Source organism: Streptomyces sp. NPDC005775 (assembly GCF_042871565.1).
Classification (GTDB): domain Bacteria; phylum Actinomycetota; class Actinomycetes; order Streptomycetales; family Streptomycetaceae; genus Streptomyces.
In genome coordinates this window covers 187,644-214,142 of record NZ_JBIAIU010000015.1, presented here as the reverse complement: position 1 = coordinate 214,142, position 26,499 = coordinate 187,644, and the positions used below count along the sequence as shown (strand labels likewise).

At 71.1% G+C, this 26,499-nt stretch carries 25 protein-coding genes and 1 pseudogene; 8 read left to right on the top strand and 18 right to left on the bottom strand.

Going from position 1 to position 26,499, the window contains the following annotated elements:
- Window positions 1–67 precede the first annotated feature (67 nt).
- Window positions 68–163, top strand: a pseudogene (locus tag ACFYPA_RS30415) (Uma2 family endonuclease); the annotation flags it as partial.
- Window positions 164–232: 69 nt separating this feature from the next.
- Here the strand turns inward: ACFYPA_RS30415 and ACFYPA_RS30410 are convergent.
- A complete protein-coding gene (locus ACFYPA_RS30410) occupies window positions 233–670 on the bottom strand; it encodes a hypothetical protein (protein WP_389135520.1) in 438 nt (145 codons plus the stop codon).
- Window positions 671–862: 192 nt separating this feature from the next.
- Between ACFYPA_RS30410 and ACFYPA_RS30405 the strand changes: the two genes are divergently transcribed.
- Window positions 863–1,540 carry a DNA alkylation repair protein gene (locus ACFYPA_RS30405; protein ID WP_389135518.1) on the top strand — a complete coding sequence of 226 codons (678 nt, stop codon included), beginning with the start codon at window positions 863–865 and terminating at the stop codon, window positions 1,538–1,540.
- Window positions 1,541–1,625: 85 nt separating this feature from the next.
- On the opposite strand, the gene ACFYPA_RS30400 is transcribed toward ACFYPA_RS30405, so the two are convergent.
- The gene (locus ACFYPA_RS30400) at window positions 1,626–2,783 is read right to left on the bottom strand and encodes an acyl-CoA dehydrogenase (RefSeq protein ID WP_359083011.1); all 1,158 of its coding nucleotides are present in this window, start codon (window positions 2,781–2,783) and stop codon (window positions 1,626–1,628) included.
- A 174-nt stretch (window positions 2,784–2,957) separates the two neighbouring features.
- Here ACFYPA_RS30400 and ACFYPA_RS30395 point away from each other — a divergent pair, with 174 nt between their 5' ends.
- The gene (locus ACFYPA_RS30395; RefSeq protein WP_389135516.1) at window positions 2,958–4,301 is read left to right on the top strand and encodes a UDP-glucose dehydrogenase family protein; all 1,344 of its coding nucleotides are present in this window, start codon (window positions 2,958–2,960) and stop codon (window positions 4,299–4,301) included.
- Between the two features lie 10 nt (window positions 4,302–4,311).
- Here ACFYPA_RS30395 and ACFYPA_RS30390 read toward each other — a convergent pair whose 3' ends face one another.
- Entirely contained in the window at window positions 4,312–4,824 is a 513-nt protein-coding gene (locus ACFYPA_RS30390; RefSeq protein WP_359082954.1) for a CGNR zinc finger domain-containing protein, read from the bottom strand.
- A 142-nt stretch (window positions 4,825–4,966) separates the two neighbouring features.
- On the opposite strand from ACFYPA_RS30390, the gene ACFYPA_RS30385 reads away from it, so the two are divergent.
- Window positions 4,967–5,326, top strand: a complete 360-nt coding sequence (locus tag ACFYPA_RS30385) for a VOC family protein (protein WP_359082952.1) — start codon at window positions 4,967–4,969, stop codon at window positions 5,324–5,326.
- Window positions 5,327–5,345: 19 nt separating this feature from the next.
- Here the strand turns inward: ACFYPA_RS30385 and ACFYPA_RS30380 are convergent, their stop codons facing one another.
- From ACFYPA_RS30380 to ACFYPA_RS30370, 3 genes are read right to left on the bottom strand one after another with little or no spacing between them, the layout of a single operon-like run.
- Window positions 5,346–6,542 carry a dipeptidase gene (locus ACFYPA_RS30380; RefSeq protein ID WP_359082950.1) on the bottom strand — a complete coding sequence of 399 codons (1,197 nt, stop codon included), beginning with the start codon at window positions 6,540–6,542 and terminating at the stop codon, window positions 5,346–5,348.
- Window positions 6,543–6,547: 5 nt separating this feature from the next.
- A complete protein-coding gene (gene purE / locus ACFYPA_RS30375) occupies window positions 6,548–7,087 on the bottom strand; it encodes a 5-(carboxyamino)imidazole ribonucleotide mutase (RefSeq protein WP_389135512.1) in 540 nt (179 codons plus the stop codon).
- The gene (locus tag ACFYPA_RS30370) at window positions 7,084–8,223 is read right to left on the bottom strand and encodes a 5-(carboxyamino)imidazole ribonucleotide synthase (protein ID WP_359082946.1); all 1,140 of its coding nucleotides are present in this window, start codon (window positions 8,221–8,223) and stop codon (window positions 7,084–7,086) included. Before ACFYPA_RS30370 ends, purE begins: the two co-directional genes overlap by 4 nt.
- A gap of 325 nt (window positions 8,224–8,548) precedes the next feature.
- Here ACFYPA_RS30370 and ACFYPA_RS30365 point away from each other — a divergent pair, with 325 nt between their 5' ends.
- Window positions 8,549–9,130 (top strand): GtrA family protein, encoded by a 582-nt coding sequence (locus ACFYPA_RS30365; RefSeq protein WP_389135509.1) that lies wholly within the window; start codon window positions 8,549–8,551, stop codon window positions 9,128–9,130.
- 45 nt (window positions 9,131–9,175) lie between these two features.
- On the opposite strand, the gene ACFYPA_RS30360 is transcribed toward ACFYPA_RS30365, so the two are convergent.
- The gene (locus ACFYPA_RS30360) at window positions 9,176–10,441 is read right to left on the bottom strand and encodes an ATP-binding protein (RefSeq protein ID WP_359082942.1); all 1,266 of its coding nucleotides are present in this window, start codon (window positions 10,439–10,441) and stop codon (window positions 9,176–9,178) included.
- 15 nt (window positions 10,442–10,456) lie between these two features.
- A complete protein-coding gene (locus tag ACFYPA_RS30355) occupies window positions 10,457–11,134 on the bottom strand; it encodes a response regulator transcription factor (RefSeq protein ID WP_359082940.1) in 678 nt (225 codons plus the stop codon).
- A gap of 420 nt (window positions 11,135–11,554) precedes the next feature.
- Here ACFYPA_RS30355 and ACFYPA_RS30350 point away from each other — a divergent pair, with 420 nt between their 5' ends.
- Window positions 11,555–13,051, top strand: a complete 1,497-nt coding sequence (locus ACFYPA_RS30350) for an oligopeptide:H+ symporter (protein WP_359082938.1) — start codon at window positions 11,555–11,557, stop codon at window positions 13,049–13,051.
- 84 nt (window positions 13,052–13,135) lie between these two features.
- Here ACFYPA_RS30350 and ACFYPA_RS30345 read toward each other — a convergent pair whose 3' ends face one another.
- The 6 genes from ACFYPA_RS30345 to ACFYPA_RS30320 all read right to left on the bottom strand — a co-directional run bounded on the left by ACFYPA_RS30345 (window position 13,136) and on the right by ACFYPA_RS30320 (window position 18,868).
- A complete protein-coding gene (locus ACFYPA_RS30345) occupies window positions 13,136–14,506 on the bottom strand; it encodes a hypothetical protein (RefSeq protein WP_359083010.1) in 1,371 nt (456 codons plus the stop codon).
- Between the two features lie 38 nt (window positions 14,507–14,544).
- Window positions 14,545–15,663: a hypothetical protein gene (locus ACFYPA_RS30340; protein WP_389135507.1), complete on the bottom strand. Its 1,119-nt coding sequence runs from the start codon at window positions 15,661–15,663 to the stop codon at window positions 14,545–14,547.
- Entirely contained in the window at window positions 15,660–16,712 is a 1,053-nt protein-coding gene (locus ACFYPA_RS30335) for a hypothetical protein (RefSeq protein WP_359082936.1), read from the bottom strand. Before ACFYPA_RS30335 ends, ACFYPA_RS30340 begins: the two co-directional genes overlap by 4 nt.
- Window positions 16,713–16,758: 46 nt before the next feature.
- Window positions 16,759–17,424 carry a peptidase gene (locus ACFYPA_RS30330; RefSeq protein WP_359082934.1) on the bottom strand — a complete coding sequence of 222 codons (666 nt, stop codon included), beginning with the start codon at window positions 17,422–17,424 and terminating at the stop codon, window positions 16,759–16,761.
- 305 nt (window positions 17,425–17,729) lie between these two features.
- Window positions 17,730–18,272: an ATP-binding protein gene (locus ACFYPA_RS30325; RefSeq protein WP_359082932.1), complete on the bottom strand. Its 543-nt coding sequence runs from the start codon at window positions 18,270–18,272 to the stop codon at window positions 17,730–17,732.
- 227 nt (window positions 18,273–18,499) lie between these two features.
- Window positions 18,500–18,868, bottom strand: a complete 369-nt coding sequence (locus ACFYPA_RS30320) for an STAS domain-containing protein (RefSeq protein ID WP_359082931.1) — start codon at window positions 18,866–18,868, stop codon at window positions 18,500–18,502.
- 281 nt (window positions 18,869–19,149) lie between these two features.
- On the opposite strand from ACFYPA_RS30320, the gene ACFYPA_RS30315 reads away from it, so the two are divergent.
- Window positions 19,150–20,133 (top strand): RNA polymerase sigma factor SigF, encoded by a 984-nt coding sequence (locus ACFYPA_RS30315; protein ID WP_359353163.1) that lies wholly within the window; start codon window positions 19,150–19,152, stop codon window positions 20,131–20,133.
- An 88-nt stretch (window positions 20,134–20,221) separates the two neighbouring features.
- On the opposite strand, the gene hutI is transcribed toward ACFYPA_RS30315, so the two are convergent.
- From hutI to hutU, 4 genes are all read right to left on the bottom strand, one after another.
- Window positions 20,222–21,409, bottom strand: a complete 1,188-nt coding sequence (gene hutI, locus ACFYPA_RS30310; protein ID WP_389135503.1) for an imidazolonepropionase — start codon at window positions 21,407–21,409, stop codon at window positions 20,222–20,224.
- 53 nt (window positions 21,410–21,462) lie between these two features.
- Window positions 21,463–22,851, bottom strand: coding sequence for a formimidoylglutamate deiminase (locus ACFYPA_RS30305; protein WP_389135501.1), 1,389 nt, complete (start codon window positions 22,849–22,851; stop codon window positions 21,463–21,465).
- Complete coding sequence (locus tag ACFYPA_RS30300) at window positions 22,848–24,062, bottom strand: allantoate amidohydrolase (RefSeq protein WP_359353165.1); 1,215 nt, start codon at window positions 24,060–24,062, stop codon at window positions 22,848–22,850. Before ACFYPA_RS30300 ends, ACFYPA_RS30305 begins: the two co-directional genes overlap by 4 nt.
- A 65-nt stretch (window positions 24,063–24,127) precedes the next feature.
- Window positions 24,128–25,789 (bottom strand): urocanate hydratase, encoded by a 1,662-nt coding sequence (gene hutU, locus ACFYPA_RS30295; RefSeq protein ID WP_359082928.1) that lies wholly within the window; start codon window positions 25,787–25,789, stop codon window positions 24,128–24,130.
- A gap of 222 nt (window positions 25,790–26,011) precedes the next feature.
- Here hutU and ACFYPA_RS30290 point away from each other — a divergent pair, with 222 nt between their 5' ends.
- Window positions 26,012–26,434 (top strand): hypothetical protein, encoded by a 423-nt coding sequence (locus tag ACFYPA_RS30290; RefSeq protein ID WP_356350479.1) that lies wholly within the window; start codon window positions 26,012–26,014, stop codon window positions 26,432–26,434.
- Window positions 26,435–26,499: the final 65 nt, after the last annotated feature.

Below are 26,499 nucleotides of genomic sequence, written 5' to 3'. Positions count from 1 at the left end.
TCCCGCCCGAGGCCTGACCACGAGGAAGAAGAGAGCTTCCCGATGGATACGCAGCAGGTTATCGCGCCCCCGCTACGCCACCCGCAAGGACTTCGTGTACGGCGAGGACGTCACCATCGCCGGGTGGACCATCGCGACGACCGACCTCCCCCGGTACGCCTGAAGCCGCCGAACTCACGGCCCGACAGCGCGGCCGCACAACGGTGGAGGCCCCTGGCGGCCGTGGGCACCGTCAGGCCGACTGGCCGGCTCGGGACGCGGGCTCCCTGAAGAGCGGGGCGCGCACGACCCCTGTCCCGCAGACGCCCATCCCGAGGACGCCCACCGCCACCAGGACGGCAGGCAGCGACGGGCGGATCATGAGCAGCATCGCGATCGGGCTGATCGTGCCCGCGGACATCGCCGTGATGAGGGTGACGGCCCAGCGCACGCCGCGTGGGACGGGGCGGGTCAGCACGATGAGTCCGCAGGCGACGGCGACGGCCACGATCGCCACCACCAGGAGCACCCCCCAGGACGCACCCGGGACCTCGGGCCCGAACTCGTGCTCACGGGTCGCGCCATTGCTCACGGCCCATATCCACCCTGCGGCGCCCAGGACTGACGCACCGACCACCCCGTAGAGGAGGTAGTACCTCTTCGTGTGGCGTGCCGCGGTGCTTTTCCCCATGGTCGGTCAGTCCTAGGTTCGAGTGTGCGTGCCGGGTGGACTCCCCTTCACGGCGGGCCGCCGACCCCTCGCGAGGGCGATCACACCGTACGGCGTGCCGCCCTCGCGCGCGACGAAGATGTACCGGCAGCGGACGCCTCCCGCCCTACGCTGAATCCCGTACGTGAGGAAAGAGAGGAACGGGAGGCGCCGATGACCGGGACGACGACGACAGTGGCCGAGGTGATGGCTGAGCTGGCCACGCTCGATGACCCGAAGGCACGCGCGGTCAACGCGCGGCGCGGCGACGATCACGGTGTGAACCTCGGCAAGCTGCGCGCGCTCGCGAAGCGACTGAAGAAGCAGCAGGAACTCTCGGGCGAGCTCTGGAAGACGGACGACACCGCGGCAAGGCTGCTGGCGCTCCTGATCTGCCGACCGAAGGCGTTCGGGCGGGACGAGCTGGACGCCATGCTGCGTGAGGCGCGGGCCCCCAAGGTGCACGACTGGCTCGTGAACTACGTGGTGAAGAAGAGCCCGCACGCCGAGGAGCTGCGCCTCGCGTGGTCCGCCGATCCGGATCCGGTCGTCGCCGCTGCCGGCTGGGCCCTCACCACCGAGCGTGTGGCGAAGAAGTCCGAGGGCCTCGACCTCGCCGGGCTGCTCGACGTCATCGAGGCCGGGATGAAGGACGCCCCGGACCGCCTGCAGTGGGCGATGAACCACTGCCTGGCGCAGATCGGGATCGACCACCCCGAGCACCGAGCCCGAGCGATCGGCATCGGGGAGCGCCTCGAAGTGCTCAAGGACTACCCGACCCCGGCGGGCTGCACGTCTCCGTACGCACCCGTCTGGATCACGGAGCTGGTGCGGCGGCGGCAGGGTAAGTAGGCATGGGCATGGGCCGAAAGAAACGCCCCGCCCCCGGGGACAGTCCGGGGGCGGGGCGGCTGGGGCTGTGCCGTGCGTTACGCCGTTACGGCAGGTTGCGGGCCATGACGATGCGCTGGACCTGGTTCGTGCCCTCGTAGATCTGGGTGATCTTCGCGTCCCGCATCATCCGCTCCACCGGGTAGTCCCGCGTGTAGCCGTAGCCGCCGAGCAGTTGGACCGCGTCGGTGGTGACCTCCATCGCGACGTCGGAGGCGAAGCACTTGGCCGCGGCGCCGAAGAACGTGAGGTCGCCGTCGAGGCGCTCGGACTTGGCGGCGGCCGAGTAGGTGAGCTGGCGGGCCGCCTCCAGCTTCATGGCCATGTCGGCGAGCATGAACTGGACGCCCTGGAAGTCGCCGATCGGCTTGCCGAACTGCTTGCGCTCCTGGACGTAGCCCTTGGCGTAGTCGAGGGCGCCCTGCGCGACGCCGAGCGCCTGGGCCGCGATCGTGATGCGGGTGTGGTCCAGGGTCTTCATCGCGGTGGCGAAGCCGGTGCCCTCCTCGCCGATCATGCGGTCGGCGGGGATGCGGACGTTGTCGAAGTAGACCTCGCGGGTCGGCGAGCCCTTGATGCCGAGCTTCTTCTCCGGGGCGCCGAAGGAGACGCCCTCGTCCGACTTCTCGACGACGAACGCCGAGATGCCCTTGGAGCGCTTGGTCGGGTCCGTGACGGCCATGACCGTGTAGTACTCGGAGACGCCCGCGTTGGTGATCCAGCGCTTCACGCCGTTGAGGACCCAGAAGTCGCCGTCGCGGACGGCCTTGGTCTTCATGCCGGCGGCGTCGGAGCCCGCGTCCGGCTCGGAGAGGGCGTACGAGAACATCGCGTCGCCCTTGGCGAGCGGGCCCAGGTACTTCTTCTTCAGGTCCTCGGACCCGGACAGGATCACCGGGAGCGAGCCGAGCTTGTTCACGGCCGGGATGAGGGAGGAGGACACGCAGGCGCGGGCCACCTCCTCGATCACGATGACCGTGGCGAGCGCGTCGGCGCCCGCGCCGCCGTACTCCTCCGGCACGTGCACCGCGTGCAGGTCGGCGGCGGTCAGGGCGTCCAGCGCCTCCTGCGGGAAGCGGGCCTCCTCGTCGACCGCGGCCGCGTGAGGGGCGATCTTCGCCTCGGCGAGCGCTCGCACCGTCTCACGGAGCATCTCGTGCTCCTCGGCCGGACGGTACAGGTCGAAATCGGTCGAACCCGCCAAGACGCTCACTCCCCAAGATGCTAACTACCGTTAAGTAACCCAATTTTAGGCGCCTCCCCCCGCACAGGCATACGTGCGGGGGCCGTGAGCTTCGCGACAGCCGGAATGGGACGTTTCAAAGGCAGGACTATGCTCGTTCACCGCACGTCTGTCCGCATCTCACAGGAGCACTACATGGCCCTCAGGATCACTGTGATCGGCACCGGCTACCTCGGCGCCACCCACGCCGCGGCCATGGCGGAACTGGGTTTCGAGGTCATGGGGCTCGACGTCGTGCCCGAGAAGATCGAGATGCTGTCCGCCGGCCGGGTCCCGATGTACGAGCCGGGACTGGAAGACATCCTGAAGAAGCACGTCGCCGGCATCGAGGGCTCCACCGGGCGGCTGCGGTTCACCACTTCGTGGGAAGAGGTGGCGGAATTCGGGGATGTGCATTTCGTCTGCGTCAACACCCCGCAGAAGCACGGCGAGTACGCGTGCGACATGAGCTATGTGGAGAGCGCCTTCGAGTCGCTCGCCCCCCATCTGACCCGTCCCGCCCTGGTCGTCGGCAAGTCCACCGTGCCGGTCGGCTCCGCCGCCCGGCTCGCGGCCCGGCTCGCCGAGCTCGCGCCCGTGGGTGAGGGTGCCGAGCTGGCCTGGAACCCGGAGTTCCTGCGGGAGGGCTTCGCCGTCAACGACACCCTCCACCCCGACCGGATCGTCGTCGGCGTGGAGAGCGAGCGCGCCGAGAAGCTGCTGCGCGAGGTGTACGCCGTGCCGGTCGCGGAGGGGTCGCCGTTCGTGGTGACGGACTTCCCGACCGCCGAACTGGTGAAGACCTCCGCCAACTCGTTCCTCGCGACCAAGATCTCCTTCATCAACGCCATGGCGGAGGTCTGCGAGGCCGCCGACGGCGACGTGGTGAAGCTGGCCGAGGCGATCGGGTACGACGAACGCATCGGGAAGAAGTTCCTGCGGGCCGGCATCGGCTTCGGCGGTGGCTGCCTGCCCAAGGACATCCGCGCCTTCATGGCACGCGCCGGTGAACTGGGCGCCGACCAGGCCCTGACCTTCCTCCGCGAGGTCGACTCCATCAACATGCGCCGCCGCGGCCACATGGTGGAGCTGGCGCGCGAGGCCGTCGGCGGCGACTCGTTCCTCGGCAAGCGCGTGGCCGTGCTGGGCGCGACGTTCAAGCCGGACTCGGACGACGTACGCGACTCGCCGGCGCTGAACGTCGCCGGGCAGATCCACCTCCAGGGCGGCCAGGTCACCGTCTTCGACCCGAAGGGCATGGACAACGCCCGGCGGCTCTTCCCCACCCTCGGTTACGCCGACAGCGCCCTGGACGCCGTGCGCGGTGCGGACGTCGTGCTGCACCTCACCGAGTGGAGCGAGTTCTGCGAGCTGGACCCGGAGGCGCTGGGCGAGGCCGTCGGCCGCCGCATCATCCTGGACGGGCGCAACGCGCTGGACCCGGCGGTGTGGCGCGAGGCCGGATGGACGTACCGGGCGATGGGGCGGCCGAAGGCCTGACGCCTGCCGCTCAGCCGCGCTTCGCGCGGTAGGTGCGCATCTTGGCCCGGGCGCCGCACACCGACATCGAGCACCACCGGCGGCGCCCCGCCGGGCTGCGGTCGTAGTACGCCCAGCGGCAGTCCGCCGCCTCGCACGCCTTGAGCCGCACCCACGTGCCGTCGGCCGAGGCGGCGGCGATGGCCGCGGCGACGCGAGCGGTCAGTCCCGGCGGTTCCTCCACGGGACGCAGACAGGCCGCGCCCTCCTCGTCCACCGCGACGCGCAGGGCCGCGTCGGCGAGCAGCCGGTCGAGCACGGACACCGGACCGGCGTCGGGCGGGTGATGACCGGCGTGCGCGAGGCAGGCGGTGCGCAGGGCCTCGCGCAGGGCGCGGGCCGCCGGGACGTCAGGCTCGGCGATGGCGAGGGCGGCGCGCCCGGCAGCCGCGTCGAGGGCGTCCGCACCGGTCCCGACGTTCAGGGTGTTGACCAGGGCTTCGACCAGCGCGAGTCCGCCGGGTGCGGAATCCCTCTCATTCATGGTTGCGACGTTACCCCCATTGGGGGAGCATGCAGTAACGGTGACCGGTTGAGCGGCTTTACCAGTAACCGCGTGTCCGCTTCTGCCGTGCGCGTCTGCCTGCGCGTCTGCCGTGTCCGCATCTGCCCGAGGAGGAAACGTCATGGCCACAGCCACACTGGGTGCCGTCGTCCTGGACTGCCCGGATCCCGTCGCCCTTGCCGGTTTCTACGCCGAGCTGCTCGGCGGGGAGGTCGAGCGGCAGGAGGACTGGGTGAACCTCACCGGGGTCACCGGCGCGCCGCTCGCCTTCCAGGCCGCGCCCGGCTTCGTACGGCCGCAGTGGCCTCGTCCGGACGCCTCGCAGCAGTTCCATCTGGACCTGAGGGTGCCGGACCTGGACGCGGCGGAGAAGGAGGTGCTGGCGCTGGGCGCGACGGTGCTCGAAGCGGAGGACCGGCAGCGGACGTTCCGGGTGTACGCCGATCCGGCGGGCCACCCGTTCTGTCTCTGCGCCTGCTGAGCGCGGGGCGCCCCGGGGCTCAGGCCGCCGGGGCGTCCAGCTGCTCGATCGTGGCGTGGGACGGGCCGCGGCGGGTGCGCAGGTCCCGGGCCACGTCCTCGGCGGCACGCAGGACCCGTACCGCGTTCTGCCAGGTGAGCTTGGCGAGGTCGGCGGTGGACCAGCCGCGGCCCAGGAGCTCCGCGATCAGGTTCGGGTAGCCGGAGACGTCTTCGAGGCCCTGCGGGAGGAACGCGGTGCCGTCGTAGTCCCCGCCGATGCCCACGTGGTCGATACCCGCGACCTCGCGCATGTGGTCGAGGTGGTCGGCGATCGTGGCCACGGTCGCCATCGGGCGGGGGTTCGCCGCCTCGAACGCGGCGTGGACCTTCATCCCGCGCTCGGTGGTGTCGAGGTGGTGCAGGCCCTGGGCGCGCATGTTCTCGTCCGCGGCCTTCGTCCAGGCGACGGCCTCCGGCAGCACGAACTTCGGTACGAAGGTCGCCATGGCGATCCCCCCGTTGGCCGGGAGCTGCGCGAGGACATCGTCGGGGATGTTGCGCGGGTGGTCGCAGATCGCCCGCGACGAGGAGTGCGAGAACATCACCGGCGCGGTCGAGGTGGCGAGCGCGTCGCGCATCGTCGTCGCCGCGACGTGCGAGAGGTCGACCAGCATGCCGGTGCGGTTCATCTCCCGTACGACCTCGTGGCCGAACGGGGAGAGTCCGCCGACGCCCGGGACGTCCGTCGCCGAGTCCGCCCAGGCGATGTTGTCGTTGTGCGTCAGCGTCATGTAGCGGACGCCGAGGGTGTGCAGGGCGCGCAGGGTGCCCAGCGAGTTGTGGATGGAGTGGCCGCCCTCGGCCCCCATCAGGGAGGCGATCCGGCCTTCGGAGCGGGCCGCCTCCATGTCGTCGGCCGTCAGGGCGCGGCGCAGGTCGGCGGGGTGGCGCTCCAGGAGTTCGGCGACCGCGTCGATCTGTTCCAGGGTGGCGGCGACGGCGTCGTCGCCCGCCATGTCGGACCGTACGTAGACGGACCAGAACTGGGCACCCACTCCCCCCGCGCGCAGCCGGGGGATGTCGGTGTGCAGGTGGGCCGACTGGTCGGTGGCGATGTCGCGGGCGTCCAGGTCGTAGTTGACCTGCTCACGCAGTGCCCACGGCAGGTCGTTGTGGCCGTCGACGACGGGGTACTCGGCGAGGAGTTCCCGGGCCTGCTCCAGGCGGTCCGTCATGATGCCTACGTTCCGAAGCCGAAGGTGTCGGGGTTCCCGGCCTTGCTGCGCAGGCGCTTGCCCTTCTCGGTGGCCTGGTCGTTCAGGTCCGAGAGGAATTCCGTCATGCGGGTCCGCAGCTCGGCGTCGTGGGCGGCGAGGATGCGGACGGCCAGCAGGCCGGCGTTCCGCGCGCCCGCGATGGAGACGGTGGCGACCGGGATGCCGGCCGGCATCTGGACGATGGACATGAGGCTGTCCATGCCGTCCAGGTACTTCAGCGGGACCGGCACACCGATGACGGGCAGCGGGGTGACGGAGGCGAGCATGCCGGGCAGGTGGGCGGCGCCGCCCGCACCGGCGATGATCGCCCGGAGGCCGCGGCCCGCGGCGTTCTCGCCGTACGCGATCATCTCGCGCGGCATGCGGTGGGCGGAGACGACGTCGACCTCGTAGGGGATCTCGAACTCGTCGAGTGCCTTGGCCGCCGCTTCCATGACGGGCCAGTCGGAGTCCGAGCCCATGACGATGCCGACGACCGGTGCGGTGGAGGCGGGGGAAGTCATTCGGTGATCGTTCCTCGCAGGTAGTCGGCCGCGTGCCGGGCGCGCTCGCGCACGTCCGCCAGATCGTCGCCGTAGGTGTTGACGTGGCCGACCTTGCGGCCGGGCTTCACGTCCTTGCCGTACATGTGGATCTTGAGCTGCGGGTCGCGGGCCATGCAGTGCAGGTACGCCTGGTACATGTCCGGGAAGTCGCCGCCGAGCACGTTGGACATGACCGTCCAGGTGGCGCGGGGGCGCGGGTCGCCGAGCGGGAGGTCGAGGACGGCCCGGACGTGGTTGGCGAACTGCGAGGTGATCGCGCCGTCCTGGGTCCAGTGGCCTGAGTTGTGCGGGCGCATCGCCAGTTCGTTGACGAGGATCTGCCCGTCGCGGGTCTCGAAGAGTTCGACGGCGAGGTGGCCCACGACGCCGAGCTCGGCGGCGATGCGGAGGGCGAGCTGCTGGGCCTCGCCTCCGAGCTTCTCGCTCAGCCCGGGTGCCGGGGCGATGACCGTGTCGCAGACGCCGTTCACCTGGACCGACTCGACGACCGGGTAGGCGACGGCCTGGCCGTGCGGCGAGCGGACGATGTTGGCCGCCAGCTCCCGTACGAAGTCGACCTTCTCCTCGGCGAGGACCGGGACGCCGGCCCGGAAGGGTTCGGCCGCGTCCGCCTCGGAGCGGACCACCCAGACTCCCTTGCCGTCGTAGCCACCGCGCACGGTCTTGAGGATGACGGGGAAGCCGCCGGCCTCCACGGCGAAGGCCGCCGCGTCGGCCGGGTCCTTCACGATGCGATGGCGGGGGCAGGGCGCGCCGATCTCCGTGAGCTTCGCGCGCATCACCCCCTTGTCCTGGGCGTGCACCAGCGCGTCGGGGCCGGGGCGCACGGGGATGCCGTCCGCCTCCAGGGCCCGCAGGTGCTCGGTGGGCACGTGCTCGTGATCAAAGGTGATCACGTCACAGCCGCGCGCGAAGGCGCGCAGCGTGTCCAGGTCGCGATAGTCGCCCACGACGACTTCGCTCACCACCTGGGCCGCCGAGTCCTGAGCGGTGTCACTGAGGAGCTTGAACTTGATGCCGAGGGGGATGCCCGCCTCGTGGGTCATACGGGCGAGCTGACCGCCACCGACCATGCCGACTACCGGGAACGTCACTCCTCCAGGGTATCCGCACCGTCCGGGGCCTCCGGACGATGCCCCTGGGGGCGGGTGCGGGGGCTCCTCGGCGTCACGGCCCCGCCACACCTGCCCCCGTACTCACAGGCAGCCGACGGGCGGCCTGGTTAGCATGGCCGGGTTGACAGAACCTGAAGCCGAACCGACAGACGGGCTAGCGATCACCATGAGCGAACGGGGCGCACCAGATCCTGTCTGGAGTTCCAGCGCGGGAGAAGGAGCGGCGTTCGGTGCCGTCGATTCCAAGGCGGATGAGGGAGTCGAGGCGGAGCGTCGGCGACTGACGACAACGCCGGAGGCAGCGGTGCCGGACGCCGCGACGCCGCGGGGGAGCTCCGGACAGGGCCTGCGGGCCCGGCTGGATCTGCTGGCCCGGGAGGTCGCCAAGTTCGGCGTGGTCGGCGCGGTCGGCCTGGTCGTGAACATCGCCGTTTCCAACCTGCTGTGGCGCTACACGGACATCCCCACGGTGCGGGCCGGCCTGATGGCGACGTTCGTCGCGATCCTCTTCAACTACGTCGGCTTCCGCTACTGGACGTACCGGGACCGCGACAAGACCGGACGGACCCGTGAGCTGACGCTGTTCCTGCTGTTCAGCGCGGTGGGGGCGGTCATCGAGACCGGTGTGCTGTACGCGGCGACGTACGGGTTCGGCTGGGACACCCCGGTCCAGAGCAATGTCTTCAAGATCGTCGGAATCGGCATCGCGACGCTGTTCCGCTTCTGGTCCTACCGGACCTGGGTCTTCAGGGCGCTGCCTGACAAAGACGTGAGCGTGGACGTGAGCGCGGAGGACGCCGCCCCGGCCGTTTCCGTACCGGCACCGGCGACGGCACCGGCCGCAACCGCGGCCGCGCGGGTCGACGCGGATACGGCCCGGCGCTGACGGCTCACCGGCGACGGCCCGGGGCTGACGGCTGCCCCTAGCGGCTCACCTCACCGGGCGTTCCGGTTCGCCCCTGTCCAGGGCCACCTGGCTGAGGAAGAGGGCGAAGACCGGCGGCTGCTGCTGGAGCAGTTCGAGGCGGCCGCCGTCCGCCTCCGCGAGGTCGCGGGCCACCGCCAGGCCGATGCCCGTGGAGTTGCGGCCGCTGATGGTCCGCTCGAAGATCCGCGCGCCGAGGTCGGCGGGGACTCCCGGTCCCTCGTCCGTCACCTCGATGACCGCCTGATTGCCGGTGACCCGGGTGCGCAGCGCGACCGTGCCCCCGCCGTGCATGAGTGAGTTCTCGATCAGTGCGGCGAGCACCTGCGCGACCGCGCCCGGTGTGCCGACGGCCCGCAGCCCGTGCTTCCCGGAGCAGACGACGGCGCGGCCCTCGCTCCGGTAGGCCGGGCGCCACTCCTCGATCTGCTGCTTGACGATCTCGTCGAGGTCGAAGACGACGGCGGAGCCGGTCCGCGGATCCCTGGCGTTGGTCAGCAGTCGCTGGACCACGTCCGTGAGCCGCTCGACCTGGGTGAGGGCGATGTTCGCCTCCTCCTTCACCGTGTCGGGGTCGTCCGTGACGGAGATCTCCTCGATCCGCATGGAGAGTGCGGTGAGCGGCGTACGGAGCTGGTGGGAGGCGTCGGCGGCGAGCCGGCGCTCCGCGGTCAGCATCCGGGCGATGCGTTCGGCGGAGGAGTCCAGGACGTCGGCGACCCGGTCCAGCTCCGGCACCCCGTACCGCTTGTGGCGCGGGCGGGGGTCGCCCGAGCCCAGGCGTTCCGCGGTCTCGGCGAGGTCGGTGAGTGGCGAGGTCAGTTTGTTGGCCTGGCGTACGGCGAGGAGCACGGCGGAGACGATGGCCAGCAGCGCCACCGCGCCGATGATCATCAGGGTGCGGCCGACCTCGCGGGTCACGGAGGAGCGGGACTCCTCGACGGTGACCTTCTCGCCGTGCTCGCCCTCCTCCGTGGCCGTGATCACGCTGCCGCTGGGGCGGTCGCCGACCTCGATGGGGGCGCGGCCGGGCATCTTGACCAGGGCGTAACGCGAGTCGTCGATCTGTTCGGCGAGCACGCCGGGGTTGATCCGCTCGGCGCCCAGGAGCCGGCTCTCGATCACGCTGATCAGCCGCAGCGCCTCGGAGTCGACGCTCTCCTGGGCGCTGCTGCTGATGGTGCGGGTCTCGACGATGACGAGGGAGACGCCGAAGACGGCGATCACCACGAGCACCACGGCGAGGGTGGAGTTGATCAGTCTTCGGCGCATGAGTGCTTCTGTACGTCAGCTCTTCTCGAAGCGGAAGCCGACGCCCCGGACGGTGGCGATGTAGCGGGGATTGGCGGCGTCGTCGCCGAGCTTCTTGCGGAGCCAGGAGATGTGCATGTCGAGGGTCTTGGTGGACGACCACCAGGTGGTGTCCCAGACCTCGCGCATCAGCTGGTCGCGTGTGACGACGCGGCCCGCGTCCCGGACGAGGACCCGCAGCAGGTCGAACTCCTTGGCGGTGAGCTGGAGTTCCTCGTCGCCCATCCAGGCCCGGTGCGACTCGACGTCGATCCTGACGCCGTGGGTGGCGGGCTGCGCGGCGGGCTCGGTGGCGCCGCGGCGCAGCAGGGCGCGGACGCGCGCAAGGAGCTCGGCGAGCCGGAAGGGCTTGGTGACGTAGTCGTCGGCGCCGGCGTCGAGGCCGACGACCGTGTCCACCTCGTCGGCGCGGGCGGTGAGCACCAGCACCGGGACCGTGTGGCCTTCGGCACGGAGCCGGCGGGCGACTTCGAGGCCGTCCATCCCGGGCAGCCCCAGGTCGAGGACGACCAGGTCGATGCCGCCCTGGAGGCCGGCGTCCAGGGCGGTCGGGCCGTCTTCGCGGACCTCGACCTCGTAACCCTCCCGACGCAGGGCGCGGGCCAGCGGCTCCGAGATGGATGCGTCGTCCTCGGCGAGCAGTACACGGGTCATGCAGTGATGGTAGTCCGCGCGGACGACAAGGAGTGAGGTGATCCGGAAGCCCTGCGGGTCTGCGACTCGTTCGCGCCCGGACCTTCGAATGTGGGAGCGTGGTTGCGTCTGGACCTGTGATCCATGTCTCAAGTCCTTCCATATGCCGCTCAGTCGTGTCGTATGGTGTTTCAACGCCTGTTGCACTACTCAAGGACCTTTGGGCAGCTATGAGCGCCGAAGGTCCTTCCGCATGTGCGGGACTGGTACCCGCCAGTCCGGAATCCCAGTGAATGACCTGTGGGCCGGGCCCGGTGCGCCGACGAAGGCGCTCCGGGTGTGGATCCCGACGTGGTGGGCGTACCCGCGTCGGTGCCGGCCTCCCCCCACCGGGCGCGTACCGCTCACGAGCGACGCGTCCCGAGCAAGCAAGGATCGATCATGGCGTCCAGCCTGACGAAGGACCCGGCGAGCATCGCGGGCGGCGAGAAGACCTTCTTCGGCCACCCCCGCGGCCTGGCCACGCTCTTCATGACCGAGATGTGGGAGCGCTACAGCTTCTACGGCATGAAGGCACTGCTCCCGCTGTACCTGATCGCGCCCGGCGGCATGCACATGAGCGCCACCACCGCGACGGCGATCTACTCCGTCTACATGGCGATGGTCTACCTGCTCGCCATGCCCGGCGGCTGGATGGCCGACCGCTTCTGGGGGCCGCGCAAGACGGTCGCCATCGGTGGCGGTGTCGTCATCCTCGGACACATCACGCTTGCCGTGCCCAACTCGGCGACCTTCTTCGCGGGCCTGGTGCTCGTCGCGCTCGGCTCCGGCCTGCTGAAGGCGAACATCTCCACGATGGTCGGCCACCTGTACAAGGGTCCGGAGGATCCGCGCCGTGACGGTGGCTTCACGCTCTTCTACATCGGCATCAACATCGGCGCCTTCCTCGCCCCGCTGACCATCGGCACCGTCGGCGAGAACGTCAACTGGCACTTCGGCTTCGCGCTCGCCGCGATCGGCATGGCCCTGGGTCTCGCCCAGTTCATGCTCGGCACCCGCCACCTGAGCCCGGAGAGCGACGTCGTCTCCACTCCGGCGACGGAGCAGGAGAAGCGCTCGGTCCTGCGCAAGGGCCTGGTCTGGCTGATTGTCGCGGCGGTCTTCTACAGCCTGCTCGCCATCACCGGCAACTTCGCCGACTGGGCGCTGCTGCCGATCACCATCGCCGGTCTGATCATCCCGGTCGCCGTCCTGGTCCGCATGAAGCGTGACAAGGAACTCACGAACACCGAGCAGTCCAAGCTGTCGGGCTACATCTGGTTCTTCGTGGTCGCCGCCGTCTTCTGGATGATCTACGACCAGAACGGCTCGACCCTGTCGATCTTCGGTGAGAACTCGACGACGAACAGCCTGTTCGGTCTCGACTTCCCGACGTCCTGGTACCAGTCGCTGAACCCGGTCTTCATCATGGCGATCGCCCCCGTGGTCGCCTCCGGCTGGCTGTGGCTGAACAAGCGCGGCAAGGAGCCGAGCACGGCCGTCAAGTTCGCCTCCAGCCTCGTGCTGATCGGCATCTCCTTCGTCGTCTTCATGATCCCGCTGATCGACACCGCGGCCAACGGCGGACGGGTCAGCCCGATGTGGCTGGTGGCGATCTACTTCATCCAGACCGTCGCCGAGCTCTGCCTCTCCCCGGTCGGCCTGTCGGTCACCACGAAGATGGCCCCGGCGAAGTACAGCTCGCAGATGATGGGTGTCTGGTTCCTCGCCGTCACCGCGGGCGACTCCGTGACCGGCCTCCTCACGTCCCCGCAGCTCGGGGTCGATCTGAACACCTCGGGCGCGGTCGCGTTCGAGGCGGTCCTCGCGGTCATCGCCGGTGTCGGCATCTGGATGTACCGCAAGAAGGTCACGCAGCACATGAGCGACGCGGACTGACCCTCCGGTTCCACGCGAAGGGGCCGCCGCACCGTGCCCACGGTGCGGCGGCCCCTTCCGTATGCGTACGGACCCCGGCTCAGCTCACCGGCCCGTGCGAAGCCTGCGCCACGGGGTGAACGTGAACACGGCGCCGCCCAGCAGGATCGCCGTGCCGGCGACCAGGCCCAGTGCGCGCAGGGCGCCGTTGTCCTCGGCACCGGTGGCCGCCAGCCCGCCGCCGGACGCCGTACCGCCGCCCGCTGCCGCCGCTCCGCCGGAGCCCGCGGTGTCACCTCCGGAGGCACCGCCTTCCTGGGCGGCGGTGTCGAGCTCGAGGGACACCTGCGGGGTGCCCTTGACCGTGCACGGAATGTTGATCTTCTGGCCGCCCAGTACGACGTCGATCGTCAGGGCACCGGGGGTGAGGGTGGACTTGCCCGAGGCACCGGGCTTGTACGTGCCGGTCATGTCGGGCAGGTTGACCGGCTTGCCCGTCTCCAGGGGGTCGGGGTTGCCCGGTCCGGTCGCGGTGACGGATCCCTTGTCGGCGCCGCCGATGACGATCTTCATGGACGGCTTGAGCGCTCCGGCGGGCAGCGGAGCGGGACTGTCCATCACGTTCTTGGCGGTCTTGACCGTGAGCGCGTAACTCCCGCCCTTCTTCTTGGCGTTGATCGTCACCTTGGTGGCGATGCCCTCCTGTGGCCCCGGCGACTGGCAGGCGTAGTTCACGACGACTTCCTTGCCCGGAAAGTCGGTCGCACCGCCGGTGCCGCCGGAGGCCGTACCGCCCGTGGTCGTCGTGCCGCCACTGGTGGTGCCGCCACTGGTGGTGCCGCCGGTGGTCGTCGTACCCCCGCTGGTCGTACCTCCGGCGGTCGTCGTACCCCCGCTGGTCGTACCTCCGGCGGTCGTCGTGCCACCCGCGGTCGTCCCGCCGGCCGTCGTGCCCCCGGCGGTGGATCCGCCGCCGTCCGTGACCTTGATCGTCGCGCCCGGCTGGACCGCCTCCTTCGGGGTGCACTTGGTGTCCGTGGAGATCGGCTTGGAGACGTTGAGGGCGTAGGCGTCCGGCGTCAGCGTCAGCTCACCCGCCTTCTCCAGCTTCAGCGTGCCCTTCATGTCCGACACGACCATCGGGCTCTTCTTGGGGATGGGCGGATTCTGCCGCGGTCCTTCCATCTTCAGGTCGCCGGTCGCGGCGCCGCCCAGCTTGATGGTGCCGGTCGGCTTGATGGTGTCCTTGCCGAGATCGAGCACGTCGGGGTTGTCGGACGCACCCTGGATCGTCTTCCACACGACCTCGACCGTGTCCCCGACCTTCGCCTCGGCCGGTGCGGTCAGTTGCACCTTGGTGGTGCCCTGGACGGGCGGCAGTCCGGAGATGGCCGGGGGTATGCACTCCGTCTTGTACGAGATCTCGGCGGCCTGGGCCGGGCTCGCGGCCAGCAGCATGCCCGCCCCGCCGATCATCATCGCGACTCCCGCCGCGACCGTCCTGCGTTGCGTACTCACGAATGTCCCTTCGTCGTCGGTCTGTGCTCTGGCGGTGCGGAATCAGGGGTGAACCACGGCAGTGCGGCCGTGGTGGTGCTCGTGGGCGGCGCGGGGCCCGCGGCCGGAACCGGGGCGCGCCGCAGCTTCGGGAACCGCACGGTCGCGCCGGTGCGCGGGAACGAACGCCGGCCCGCCGCGTGCGCGGAGCGCGGCCGCACCTTGTCGACGATCGCCATGCCGATACGGAAGACGGCCGCGGGCACGACGAGGCAGAGCAGGATCCAGAAGAGCGTCACGCCCCACGGGCGGCCGACCCCCCACGGCTGCTCGGCCAGCACCTTCGTGCCGTACTTCAGCGAGATCTGGTAGTCGCCGTGGGCACCGGCCGTCAGCTCGACGGGCAGTTCGATACGGGCCTTGCGGCCGGGCTCGACGGTCCCGCGCCACTGCCGCTCCTCCCACTGCGCGGCGTAGACGCCGTGCGCGGTGCCGACCCGGAAGACCGGGTCCTTGACCGGCGCGGAGCCCAGGTTGCCGACCGTGAACACGAGCCGTCGCGACGCCGGGGCCCCGAACCAGGTCAGCAGCCCGCTGTCGCCCTCGAGCCGGGTGGCCGCCAGGACGGCGAGCTTCCCGCTGCCGCTCTCCTTCGGCAGCGCGGCGACGGGGTGACCGGCGACCACGAACACCGCTTCGGCCAGAGCCTGTTCACCGGTGACCGTGGCGACGTGGACCACGCAGGGGCAGGGCACCGGCGGCTCGGCGACCGGCAGCTTCTTGCTGAAGGCGCCCTTCTTGTCGGTGGTGACGGCACGGCCGTCCGCGTTGGCACAGGAGTTGGTGCCGCCGATCACGCCGCGGGCGGGGGCGGACTGCCCGCAGACCAGCATCATGAGCAGCGTCTCCGGCCGCCAGTTCCTGCCGCTGACGGTGACCTCTCCGCCCTTGCCCGCCTGCTTCTGCGAGAGGGTGACCACCGGTTTCGGGTCGGCCGCGCCGTGCGCTCGGGCCCCCGCCCCGGTCGCGGTCAGCAGCAGGGCGGGCAGTATCGCGGCCAGCAGTACGGCGAGCAGCGCGGCCGCCCGCCCGTGGCCGTCGCTCCGGAATGCCGCCGGTCCGGTCCGTCCAGTCACGATTCCGCTCCCGCCTTCACCAAGTGCCTCTCGTCGGAGTGCTGTCGATGGCCAGGGGCCGGTGCGGCCCCGTCGTCCGGTGCGCCCCACCGGGCCGCGCGCCGACGCCGGAGGCCGTACAGCACGGCGGCGGCGGTGCCCAGGAGGAGCAGTGCGCCGCCGGTCACCGGCGCCCAGGGCACGAAGGCGGCCGTGGCGGCCGCCTCGCCGTGTGCGCCGCCCGCCGCCGTGACGCGCAGCCGTACGGTGGCGGAGTCCAGGGCGGGGGTGTCGGGCCACGGCTCGGTGAGCCGCGCCCGCTGCCCCGGCAGCAGTTCCACCGGCAGGGTGCGGGCGTCACGCCGCAGCAGGGCCCCGAACACCCCGTCCGCGCTGACGGACAGGCGCGGCACGAGGACCGCGTTGCCCCGGTTGACCAGCGTGTAGTGGATGGTCCCGCCGCTCACCGTCACGTCCTCCACCGTGAGCGCGGCCAGTGTCGGCCCACCGACCCGCAGCTGGACCCGTACGCCCACCGAGCGGCCACCGCCCTCCGCGACGATCGCGCCGGGGTGGTCGCCGGGCCGCGCGTCCTCGGGGACGGTGAAGGAGACCGGCACGTCGGCCCTGGTCCGGCCGGGCACCGTCACCTCGGTGCTCGCCGTCCGCAGCCAGGACCCAATCCCGGTGGAGCCGTGCGCGCCGCGCACCGCGAACCCGCCGTCGCCCGTGTTGTACGCGTCGGCGCCGCGCAGCCGTACGGTGACCGGCTCCGGCCCCGGGTTGGTGACGGAGAGCCGGTCCTGGAGGACGCTGCCGGGCAGGCCCTCCAGGTAGAAGTACGGTCTGCCCTCGTCCTGCCCGGGGCCGCTCGCCGCGGGCCGCGCCGTCCATGCCGGGCCGGACGGCTGCTCGGTGGCACCGGCCACCGCCGCCGTGGCGAGGGTGCACCACAGGGCGGCGAGCAGCGGCAGGACACGGGCGAGACGGCGTGCGGCGGCCGGCGGCCGGACGACGGGCGCCGGGGCGGTGCGGGTGGCGTGACCGGTCAACGGCGGCATGGGCGGCATGGGCGGCTCCCTGGTGCGTAACGGTGGCGGCGGTTCGCGCGGGGAGTCAGCCCGCGGCCCGCTGCCCCCGCCTGGTCAGCCACAGAACCCCGGCCGCGCCGGTCAGCAGCACCGTGCCGCCGAGGGTGCCGAGCGCCACCGCCGAGTCCAGCGGGCCTGTCTTGGGCAGCGAGGTGTCGGTCCCGGGCGTGGTCGTGCCGCCACCCGCCGCGGTGACGTCGAGGGAGAGCGAGGGGCCGGGGTTGTTCGACGGGGTGCAGGTCGTCGTCGTGCCGAGCGCCTTGATGGTGAGCACGCCGGCGGTGAAGTCGACCTTGCCGCTCTTCTTCGGGGTGTACGTGCCCGTCAGATCGCTGATCTTGATGGGGCTGTTGGCGGGTATGGCCGCGGAGTTGGCCGGTCCGGAGACGTGGACCTCTCCCGGGTCGGCGCCGCCCACCTTGATCACCGCGCTGGGGTTCATCGCCCCCTTGCCCAGTTCGACCGGGCTGGAGGAGACGCCCTTCGCCCAGGACATGGTCAGTTTGTAGCCGCTGCCGCTCTTGACGCTCTTGATGTCGATCGGCGAGATGGCCGCCTTGTCACCGATCGGGGTCTTGCACTTGTAGTTGACGTCGACGGCGGTCGCGTGGGCGGCGGGCGCGGCCAACAGCACCACCGCGCTCGCCAGGCCGGACGCCAGCGCGAGAGCTGTTCGCTTCTGGTTCGACACCTCGGGTTCCCCTCATGCCGGGAGTCGCCGCGCGCCGCTTCGGTGCGGCACAAGTAACTGACGACACATCAGATTGGCCGTCAAGGTACGCCCGGGGCGTTGTGGAGGGAAGACAAAGAGCGCGCCGATCCGGCGCGCTCTCAGAAGGGGCGGACAAGCCCGGGGGACGGGCAACGGGAACCCGTGGGGGGCTCCGGCCGTGCGGGGACTTCGGCTGCGCGAGGACTCCCGCTGCGCGGAAGCCCGGGCGGCCACCCGGGGGCTTGGGCCATGTGGAAGCCCGGCCGGCCACCCCGGGGCCTCGGCTACGCGGGGGCGGCCAGCTCCGCCCAGACGGTCTTGCCGGGTTCGCCCGGCACTCGTACGACTCCCCAGTCCAGGCAGAGCCGCTGCACGATGAACATGCCGTGGCCGCCGGGCCGTCCCGACCGGTGCGGGGTGCGGGGCGCGGGCTGCCCCGCTCCGCCGTCCGCGACCTCGACGCGCAGCGCCTTCGGCGTGCACGCGATGCGGAGCTCGTCGGGGCCGTCCGCATGCAGGCACGCGTTGGTGACCAGCTCGGAGACGACCAGCAGGACGTCCTCGGCGGCCGCGCGGCGGTCGGCGGTCGAGGCGGGGAGCCAGCCCCAGTCATGGAGGGCCTGCCGGGCGAAATCCCGGGCCGTCGGCACGATGCCGGCGACCTCCCGCAGCGGCAGCGTGCGCCATTGCCGCTCCGCGGGCTCGGCGGGCGTGACGGAGGGAACGCCGGAACGCGCGTCCGCACGCACACCCGCGTCGGCGCGTGCACCTGCGCCCTCCGGCTCGCGGCCGAGGTCGCCCGGTGGATGCTGCCGGGTGGTGCTCATCAGCGCTTCACCTCACCGATTCACCATGTCGCCATCGAACAGATACAGAAACGAATATTGATACAGCCACTGACACAGATACCGCACAGACACGAATCGTGCAGACCTCCCACGGCTCGCCAAGGAGTCTTCTGCCCGCCCGTTTCGTGACAACACCCACTTCGTCTACGCGGAACGCGTGACACGGGCGACAGGAGGTGCGCCCGGGGTGCCCGACCGCACCACGATCAGGTGTCCAGGGCCTCTTCGAGCGAGTCGTGGACGGTGAATACCGCCCCCGCCCCGGTGATCTCGAAGACCCGTGCCACCACCGGCAGCATTCCGGTCAAATGGACCCCTCCCCCGGCCGCCTCCGCCTTGAGGCGGGCACCGAGCAGCACATTGAGCCCGGTGGAATCACAGAATTCGAGCTGCGAGCAGTCGACCACCAGGCGCACACGCCCTTGCTCGACCGCGTGCTCCAAGGGCTCGCGCAGCAGGTCCGCCGTGTGGTGATCGAGCTCGCCCACCGGCGTCACAATCTCACTGCGGCCCTCGGTCCGGGCCTCGACCTCAAGTCGTCCCCGGTTCGCGCTGCCGACCGTCCCGCGGTCCATGCCCGTCCCTCTTCGCTCGTCACTGTCTGCATCAGTGCGCATGCAGATGCGTTGCAGCTCTCGCTGACACTCCTGAAACAGTACGCGTTCTGTGCGCCACGCGGTAGCCGAAGACCTCAACAAACCGGACATATAGCGTCAATTGGAGGTTGTAACGACCTGCAAGAACCGGGTATGGGTAGGGGGACACCCGAAAACACGGCCGGCTTTGGAGGCGCCGCTTCACCGCAGGAACACGTATGGGCATCGGCAGCCATATGCCGAGAACGATGGAGGAGACCATGTCACCCCGGCTCGACGAACCGCGTACCCACAACGCGACGTCAGCATGTCCTCAGGGACTGACCGAATCAGACTCCCCTGCTGCGGCCGTCCTGGACGGCACGCGCAACAGCATCACCAGCAGTGGCAGTGACACCCGCAGTACCGAAGACGACCTCGGCCCCGAAGACGTGACCGGTCTCGAAGGACTTCCCGAGATCCCGCCCTACTCCGAGGTGGGGCCGCTGGACGCCAGAGCCCTGTCGAAGACGCTCTTCGGCCGGCTGGAATCCCTCGAAGAGGGCTCGCACGAGTACTCCTACGTGCGCAACACCCTCGTCGAACTGAATCTGACCCTGGTCAAGTTCGCCGCCTCCCGGTTCCGCTCGCGCAGCGAACCGATGGAGGACATCGTCCAGGTCGGCACCATCGGCCTGATCAAGGCGATCGACCGGTTCGAGCTCAGCCGGGGCGTCGAGTTCCCGACCTTCGCGATGCCGACCATCATCGGCGAGATCAAGCGCTTCTTCCGCGACACCAGCTGGTCCGTGCGCGTCCCGCGCCGCCTGCAGGAGCTGCGGCTCGACCTGGCCAAGGCGGGCGACGAGCTCGCCCAGAAGCTGGACCGGTCGCCCACCGTGGGCGAGCTCGCCGACCGCCTCGGCATCACCCATGACGAGGTCGTCGAGGGCATGGCCGCGAGCAACGCGTACACCGCGAGCTCGCTGGACGCCAAGCCCGAGGAGGACGAGAACGAGGGCGCGCTGGCCGACCGGCTCGGCTACGAGGACCACGGACTCGAGGGCATCGAGTACGTCGAGTCCCTGAAGCCGATGATCGCCTCGCTGCCGGGCCGTGACCGGATGATCCTCTCGCTCCGGTTCGTCTCCAACATGACGCAGTCGGAGATCGGCGAGGAGCTCGGCATCTCGCAGATGCACGTGTCGCGCCTGCTCTCCCGCACCCTGGTCAAGCTCCGCAAGGGACTGACCCTGGAGGAGTGAGCGAGCACCCCGCGACGCGTCGCGGGGGCCGCCGGATCAAGGACCTGCCCCGCCGGGGGGCAGGTCCTTCCGCGTTTCCGGCGCCGGTTCAGACACCCTGCGGAGCTACGACCCGCTCGCCGCGCCGCCAGACCTCGTGGACGAGGGGGACGCCCGGCCGGTAGGCGAGGTGGACGTGGCTGGGGGCGTCGAGGACCACCAGATCGGCGCAGGCGCCGGGGGTGATCCGGCCGACGTCCGTGCGGCGCAGTGCGGCGGCGCCGCCTGCGGTGGCGGACCAGAGCGCCTCGTCGGGGGTCATGCCCATGTCGCGGACGGCGAGGGCGATGCAGAACGGCACGGACGAGGTGAACGAGGAGCCCGGGTTGCAGTCCGTGGAGAGCGCGACGGTGGCGCCCGCGTCCAGGAGGCGGCGGGCGTCGGGCCAGGCGGCCCGGGTGGAGAACTCGGCGCCGGGGAGCAGCGTGGCGACGGTCTCCGACTGGGCCAGGGCGTCGACGTCCGCGTCGGTGAGGTGGGTGCAGTGGTCGGCGGACGCGGCATCGAGCTCGACGGCGAGCTGGACGCCGGGACCGTGGCCGAGCTGGTTGGCGTGGACCCTGGGGTGCAGACCCCTGGCGCGGCCCGCGGTCAGGATCGCCCGGGCCTGGTCGCCGTCGAACGCGCCCTTCTCGCAAAAGACGTCGATCCAACGGGCGTACGGGGCGCAGGCGTCGAGCATCGGGCCGGTGACGAGGTCGACGTATCCGGCCGGGTCGTCCGCGTAGTCCGGGGAGACGATGTGGGCGCCGAGGAAGGTGACCTCGTCGGTGTGGCGGGCGGCGATGCGCAGGGCGCGGGCCTCGTCCTCGACGGTGAGGCCGTAGCCGGACTTGGTCTCGAACGTGGTGGTGCCCTGGCGCAGCGCCTCGGCCAGGTAGCGGGCGACGTTGGCGGAGAGCTCCTCGTCGGTGGCGGCGCGGGTGGCGGCGACGGTGGTCCTGATCCCGCCCGCGCTGTAGGCGCGGCCGGACATCCGGGCGTTGAACTCCTGGGTGCGGTCGCCCGCGAAGACCAGGTGGGAGTGGGAGTCGACGAAGCCGGGGATCACGGCCCGCCCGCCCGCGTCGACGGCGTTGTCAGTGGCCGGTGCTTTGCTTGATTCACCGGTCCACACGACCCGGTCGCCCTCGATGACGACGGCCGCGTCCTGGATCAGTCCGAGGGGGGAATTGTCACCGAGGGAGGGGTCGTTGGTGACCAGTGCGGAGATGTGGGTGAGGGCGGTCGTCGTCATCGGGGGGCTGCTCTCCTTACGCGAGGGCGGTGGAGGGGCCACCGCCTGGGTGCTCAGTGGTGCAGGGCCGCGATGGCTTGTCCGAGCGCTCCGGGGACGTCTTCGACCGACGTGTGATGTCCGTCGCGGACGATGTGCCGGCCCGCGACCACGGTGTGGCGCACATCGGCCGCGGAGGCGGCGAATACGGCTGTCTCGGCTGCCAGCCGTGGCACCGGCCCCGCTGTTCTGACGGAGTCGAGGGCCACGGTCACCAGGTCCGCGGGAGCGCCCGGTTCGAGGATGCCCGCGTCCGGCCGGCCGAGTGCGGCGTGACCGTCGGCGGAGGCGGCGCGCAGCAGCGCGGCCGCCGTCCAGTGACCGCGGGTGCGGGTGCGCAGGCGCTCGTTGAGCTCCATCGCGCGGGCCTCTTCGAAGAGGTCGATCACGGCGTGGCTGTCGCTGCCGAGCGAGAGCGGCGACCCCGCGCGCTGGAGGGCGGCCGCGGGGCCGATGCCGTCGGCCAGGTCGCGTTCGGTGGTCGGGCACATGCAGGTGCCGGTGGCCGTGGAGCCGATGAGTTCGATGTCCTCGCCGGTGAGGTGCGTGTTGTGGACGCCGGTGGTGCGCGGGCCGAGGACCCCGTGGTCGGCGAGGAGGCGGGTGGGGGTGCGGCCGTGGGCGGTGAGGCAGGCGTCGTTCTCCGCGGTCTGCTCGGAGAGGTGGACGTGGAGCGGTGCGCGCCGCTCCTCGGCCCACTGGGCGACGACGGGGAGCTGATGAGCGGGGACGGCCCGCACCGAGTGGACGGCGGCGCCGATCAGGGTGTTCTCGTCCCCCTTGAGCAGACTGGCGCGCTCCGCCCAGGCGTCGGCGGTGGTGTCGGAGAAGCGCAGCTGGTGCTGGTCGGGCTTCTGGTACTGGGAGGGCCTGCGGCCGAATCCGGCGGCGAGGTAGGCGGTGTCCAGCAGGGTGATGCGGATGCCGGCCTCGCGGGCGGCCGCGATCAGTGCCTCGCCCATCGCGTTCGGGTTGTCGTACGGGGTGCCGCCCGGCGCGTGGTGCAGATAGTGGAATTCGCCGACGGCCGTGATGCCGGCCAGCGCCATCTCGGCGTACACGGCACGGGCCAGGTCGTAGTACGTGTCGGGGGTGAGCCGGGACGCGACCTGGTACATGGTCTCGCGCCAGGTCCAGAAGGTGCCGGAGCCGACCTGGACGGTGGAGCGCAGGGCGCGGTGGAAGGCGTGCGAATGGGTGTTGGCGAGACCCGGCAGGGTGAGTCCGCGCAGCACCGTCGCACCGGGCGGCGGGGTGGGGACGCCGGTCCGCACCCCGGCGATCCGCCCGCCGGACACCTCCAGGACGACGTCCGGCTCGGCATGGGTGCCGAGCCAGGCGTGGGACAGCCAGTACGTCGCGGTGACGGGCTTGCCCGTCGCTTCCGTCACTTCCGTCGTCATCGGCACGCGAGACCTTCCAGTACGTCGGCGAGTGCGATCACCCCGGCCACGCAGTCGTCCTCGGCGGCGTGCTCGGCCGGCGAGTGCGAGATCCCGGTGGGGTTCCGTACGAACAGCATGGCGGTAGGGACCGAAGCGGACAAAATACCCGCGTCGTGTCCGGCTCCGGTGCCGAGTACGGGGACGTCGCGCCCGGTGTCCCGGACGGCGGAGCCCTTGAGGAGCGCGCCCAGCTCGTCGCGCAGGGCGTGCTGGAACTCCACGACGGGCGTGAAGGACTCCCGTACGACGTCGAGATCGATTCCGGCCCGCTCGGCGTGCTCCCGGGCGGCCCGCTCGATGCCGGCGACGACGGTGTCCAGCGTGTCCTGGTCGGCGGCCCGGGAGTCGAGCCAGCCACGCACGAGGGAGGGGATGGCGTTGACCCCGTTCGGCTCGACGGCGATCTTGCCGAAGGTGGCCAGCGCGCCGGCCAGTTCCGCCTCGCGCCGCGCCGCGAGCACGGTCTCGGCGTACGTGAGCATCGGGTCGCGGCGGTCGGCGAGACGGGTGGTGCCCGCGTGGTTGGCCTCGCCCCGGAAGTCGAAGCGCCAGCGTCCGTGCGGCCAGATCGCGGAGGCGATGCCGACCGGGTCGCCGGTGAGGTCGAGGGCGCGGCCCTGCTCGACGTGGAGCTCGACGAACGCACCGATACGGGCGAGCCGTTCGGGGTCCGCGCCGATGGCGTCGGGGTCGTACCCGGCGGCTTCCATGGCCCGGGGCAGCGTGACGCCGTCGCCGTCGCGCAGCCGGTGCGCGGCCTCGACGGTGAGCTGCCCGGCGGCGAGCCGGGAGCCGACGCAGGCGAGACCGAAGCGGGCCCCTTCCTCGTCACCGAAGTTGGTGATGGCCAGCGGCCGGGTGAACTCCACTCCCCTGCGGCGGAGTTCATCGAGCGCGGCGAGGGAGGAGACGACCCCGAGCGGCCCGTCGAAGGCTCCGCCGTCCGGTACGGAGTCGAGGTGCGAACCGGTCACGACGGCGTCCGGTGCCAGGGGGTCACCGAGCCAGGCCCACTGGTTGCCGTTGCGGTCGGTCTCCAGGGTCAGCCCGCGCGCCTCGGCCTGCGCCCGGAACCAGGCGCGGCAGTCGGTGTCGGCCGCGGTCCAGGCGTACCGCCGGTATCCGCCGCTCTCCCGGTGCCGCCCGATCGGTGCGAGCTCCCGCCACATCTCCTGGAACGTCGGGGGCGGGGCCGGCCGGGAGCCCGCACCCGGGGCCGCCGCGTGCGAGGGGATCACGCCCCGTCCTCCGCCATCGGCACGCGTACGCCCTTGTCCGAGGCCACGGACTCCGCGATGTCGTATCCGGCGTCCACGTGCCGGATGACGCCCATGCCCGGGTCGTTGGTCAGCACCCGGCGGATCTTCTCGCCCGCCAGCTTCGTACCGTCGGCGACCGTCACCTGACCCGCGTGGAGGGAGCGGCCCATGCCGACCCCGCCACCGTGGTGGATCGAGACCCAGGAGGCGCCGGACGCCACGTTGACCATCGCGTTCAGCAGCGGCCAGTCGGCGATGGCGTCGGAGCCGTCGAGCATGGACTCGGTCTCGCGGTACGGGGAGGCGACGGAGCCGCAGTCCAGGTGGTCGCGGCCGATCGCCAGCGGCGCCGCGAGCTCGCCGCTCGCCACCATGTCGTTGAACCGCTCGCCGGCCCGGTCCCGCTCGCCGTAGCCGAGCCAGCAGATGCGGGCGGGCAGTCCCTGGAAGTGGACGCGCTCGCCGGCCATCTTGATCCAGCGGTGCAGCGACTCGTTCTCCGGGAAGAGCTCCAGCATCGCCTTGTCGGTCTTGTGGATGTCGGACGCCTCGCCGGAGAGCGCCGCCCAGCGGAACGGGCCCCTGCCCTCGCAGAACAGCGGCCGGATGTAGGCGGGCACGAAGCCGGGGAAGTCGAAGGCCCGCTCGTATCCGGCGAGCTGTGCCTCGCCGCGGATCGAGTTGCCGTAGTCGAAGACCTCCGCGCCGGCGTCCATGAAGCCGACCATCGCCTCGACGTGCCGGGCCATCGACTCCCGCGCGCGCTGGGTGAAGTCGGCGGGCTTCTCGGTGGCGTAGGAGGCCATGTCGTCGAAGTCGACGCCGAGCGGGAGGTAGGCCAGCGGGTCGTGGGCGCTGGTCTGGTCGGTGACGATGTCGATGGGGGCGCCCTCGGCGAGCATCCGGGGGAGCAGTTCCGCCGCGTTGCCGAGCAGGCCGATGGAGAGCGGCTTGCGCGCGTCCCGCGCCTCGGTGGCCAGCTGGAGGGCGTGCTCCAGGCTGTCCGCCTTCACGTCCAGGAAGCGGTGCTCGATGCGGCGCTCGATGGCGCGCGGGTCGCAGTCGACGCAGATCGCGACGCCGTCGTTCATCGTCACGGCGAGCGGCTGGGCGCCGCCCATGCCGCCGAGTCCGGCGGTCAGCGTGATCGTCCCGGCCAGCGTGCCGCCGAACTTCTTCGCGGCGACGGCGGCGAACGTCTCGTACGTGCCCTGCAGGATGCCCTGCGTACCGATGTAGATCCACGATCCGGCGGTCATCTGGCCGTACATGGTGAGTCCGAGCGCCTCCAGGCGGCGGAACTCCTCCCAGTTCGCCCAGTCCCCGACCAGGTTGGAGTTGGCGATCAGGACCCGCGGGGCCCACTCGTGCGTCTGCATGACACCGACCGGCCGCCCCGACTGGACGAGCATCGTCTCGTCCTGCTTGAGCGTCCGCAGGGTCCGCACCATCGCGTCGAACGAGCGCCAGTCGCGGGCCGCCTTGCCCGTGCCGCCGTAGACGACGAGCTTGTCGGGGTGCTCGGCGACCTCGGGGTCGAGGTTGTTCTGCAGCATGCGCAGCGCGGCTTCCTGCTGCCATCCCAGGGTGCTCAGTTCGGTACCGCGCGGTGCCCGTACGGGGCGGGGTCCTGACATGGCAATGCCTCCTCGCGACTGTGATTTTTCTATTCACATCTTGAGTGGCTGAATAGCTCCAGTCAACAGGGCGCAGCCCGCACACCTTCCCGCAGCCCGCGGCGGGGCATTCTCCCGAACCGACCGCATGTACCTATGGAAAATGCCAGAACCTCCACCTGGCGCGAGCACGTTGCGTAACCTCTGGGTCACAGCCGCACGCAGCGTCGGAGGGGAGTCCGCGTGCCCGGAATCGACGAATGCCTGCTCGACGTCATGAGACTGCCCGGTGCCCGTGGCGCCGCCGTGGTCGACTGGACGAGCGGTCTCGCCCTCGGCACCATCGGCGACTCGCCCAACGGCGATCACGAGGCCACCGCCGCCGAGACGGCGGAGGTGGCGCGGATGGCGGCCGAGCAGCCCGCCTTCGCGGTCGGCTTACCCGAGGCGTCGACGGGGCCTGCCGACAAGGGCGTCAACGGGAGCCCACCGCCCGTCGAGGACGTCATCGTCACCACCCGCGCCGGTTACCACATCCTCCGTTTCGTCGAGACGGACTTCGACAGCAGCGTCTTCCTCCATCTGTGGCTGGACCGCGCGGAGGGCAATCTGGCCCTCGCCCGGATACGGCTGGGCGAGATGGCCGAGCGGCTGGTCCTCGCATGAGAACCCCCGCCCCCTCGCCCGCCCAGCCCTCGGCCGCCTCCGCCCCGGCCTCCGTCCTCTCGCCC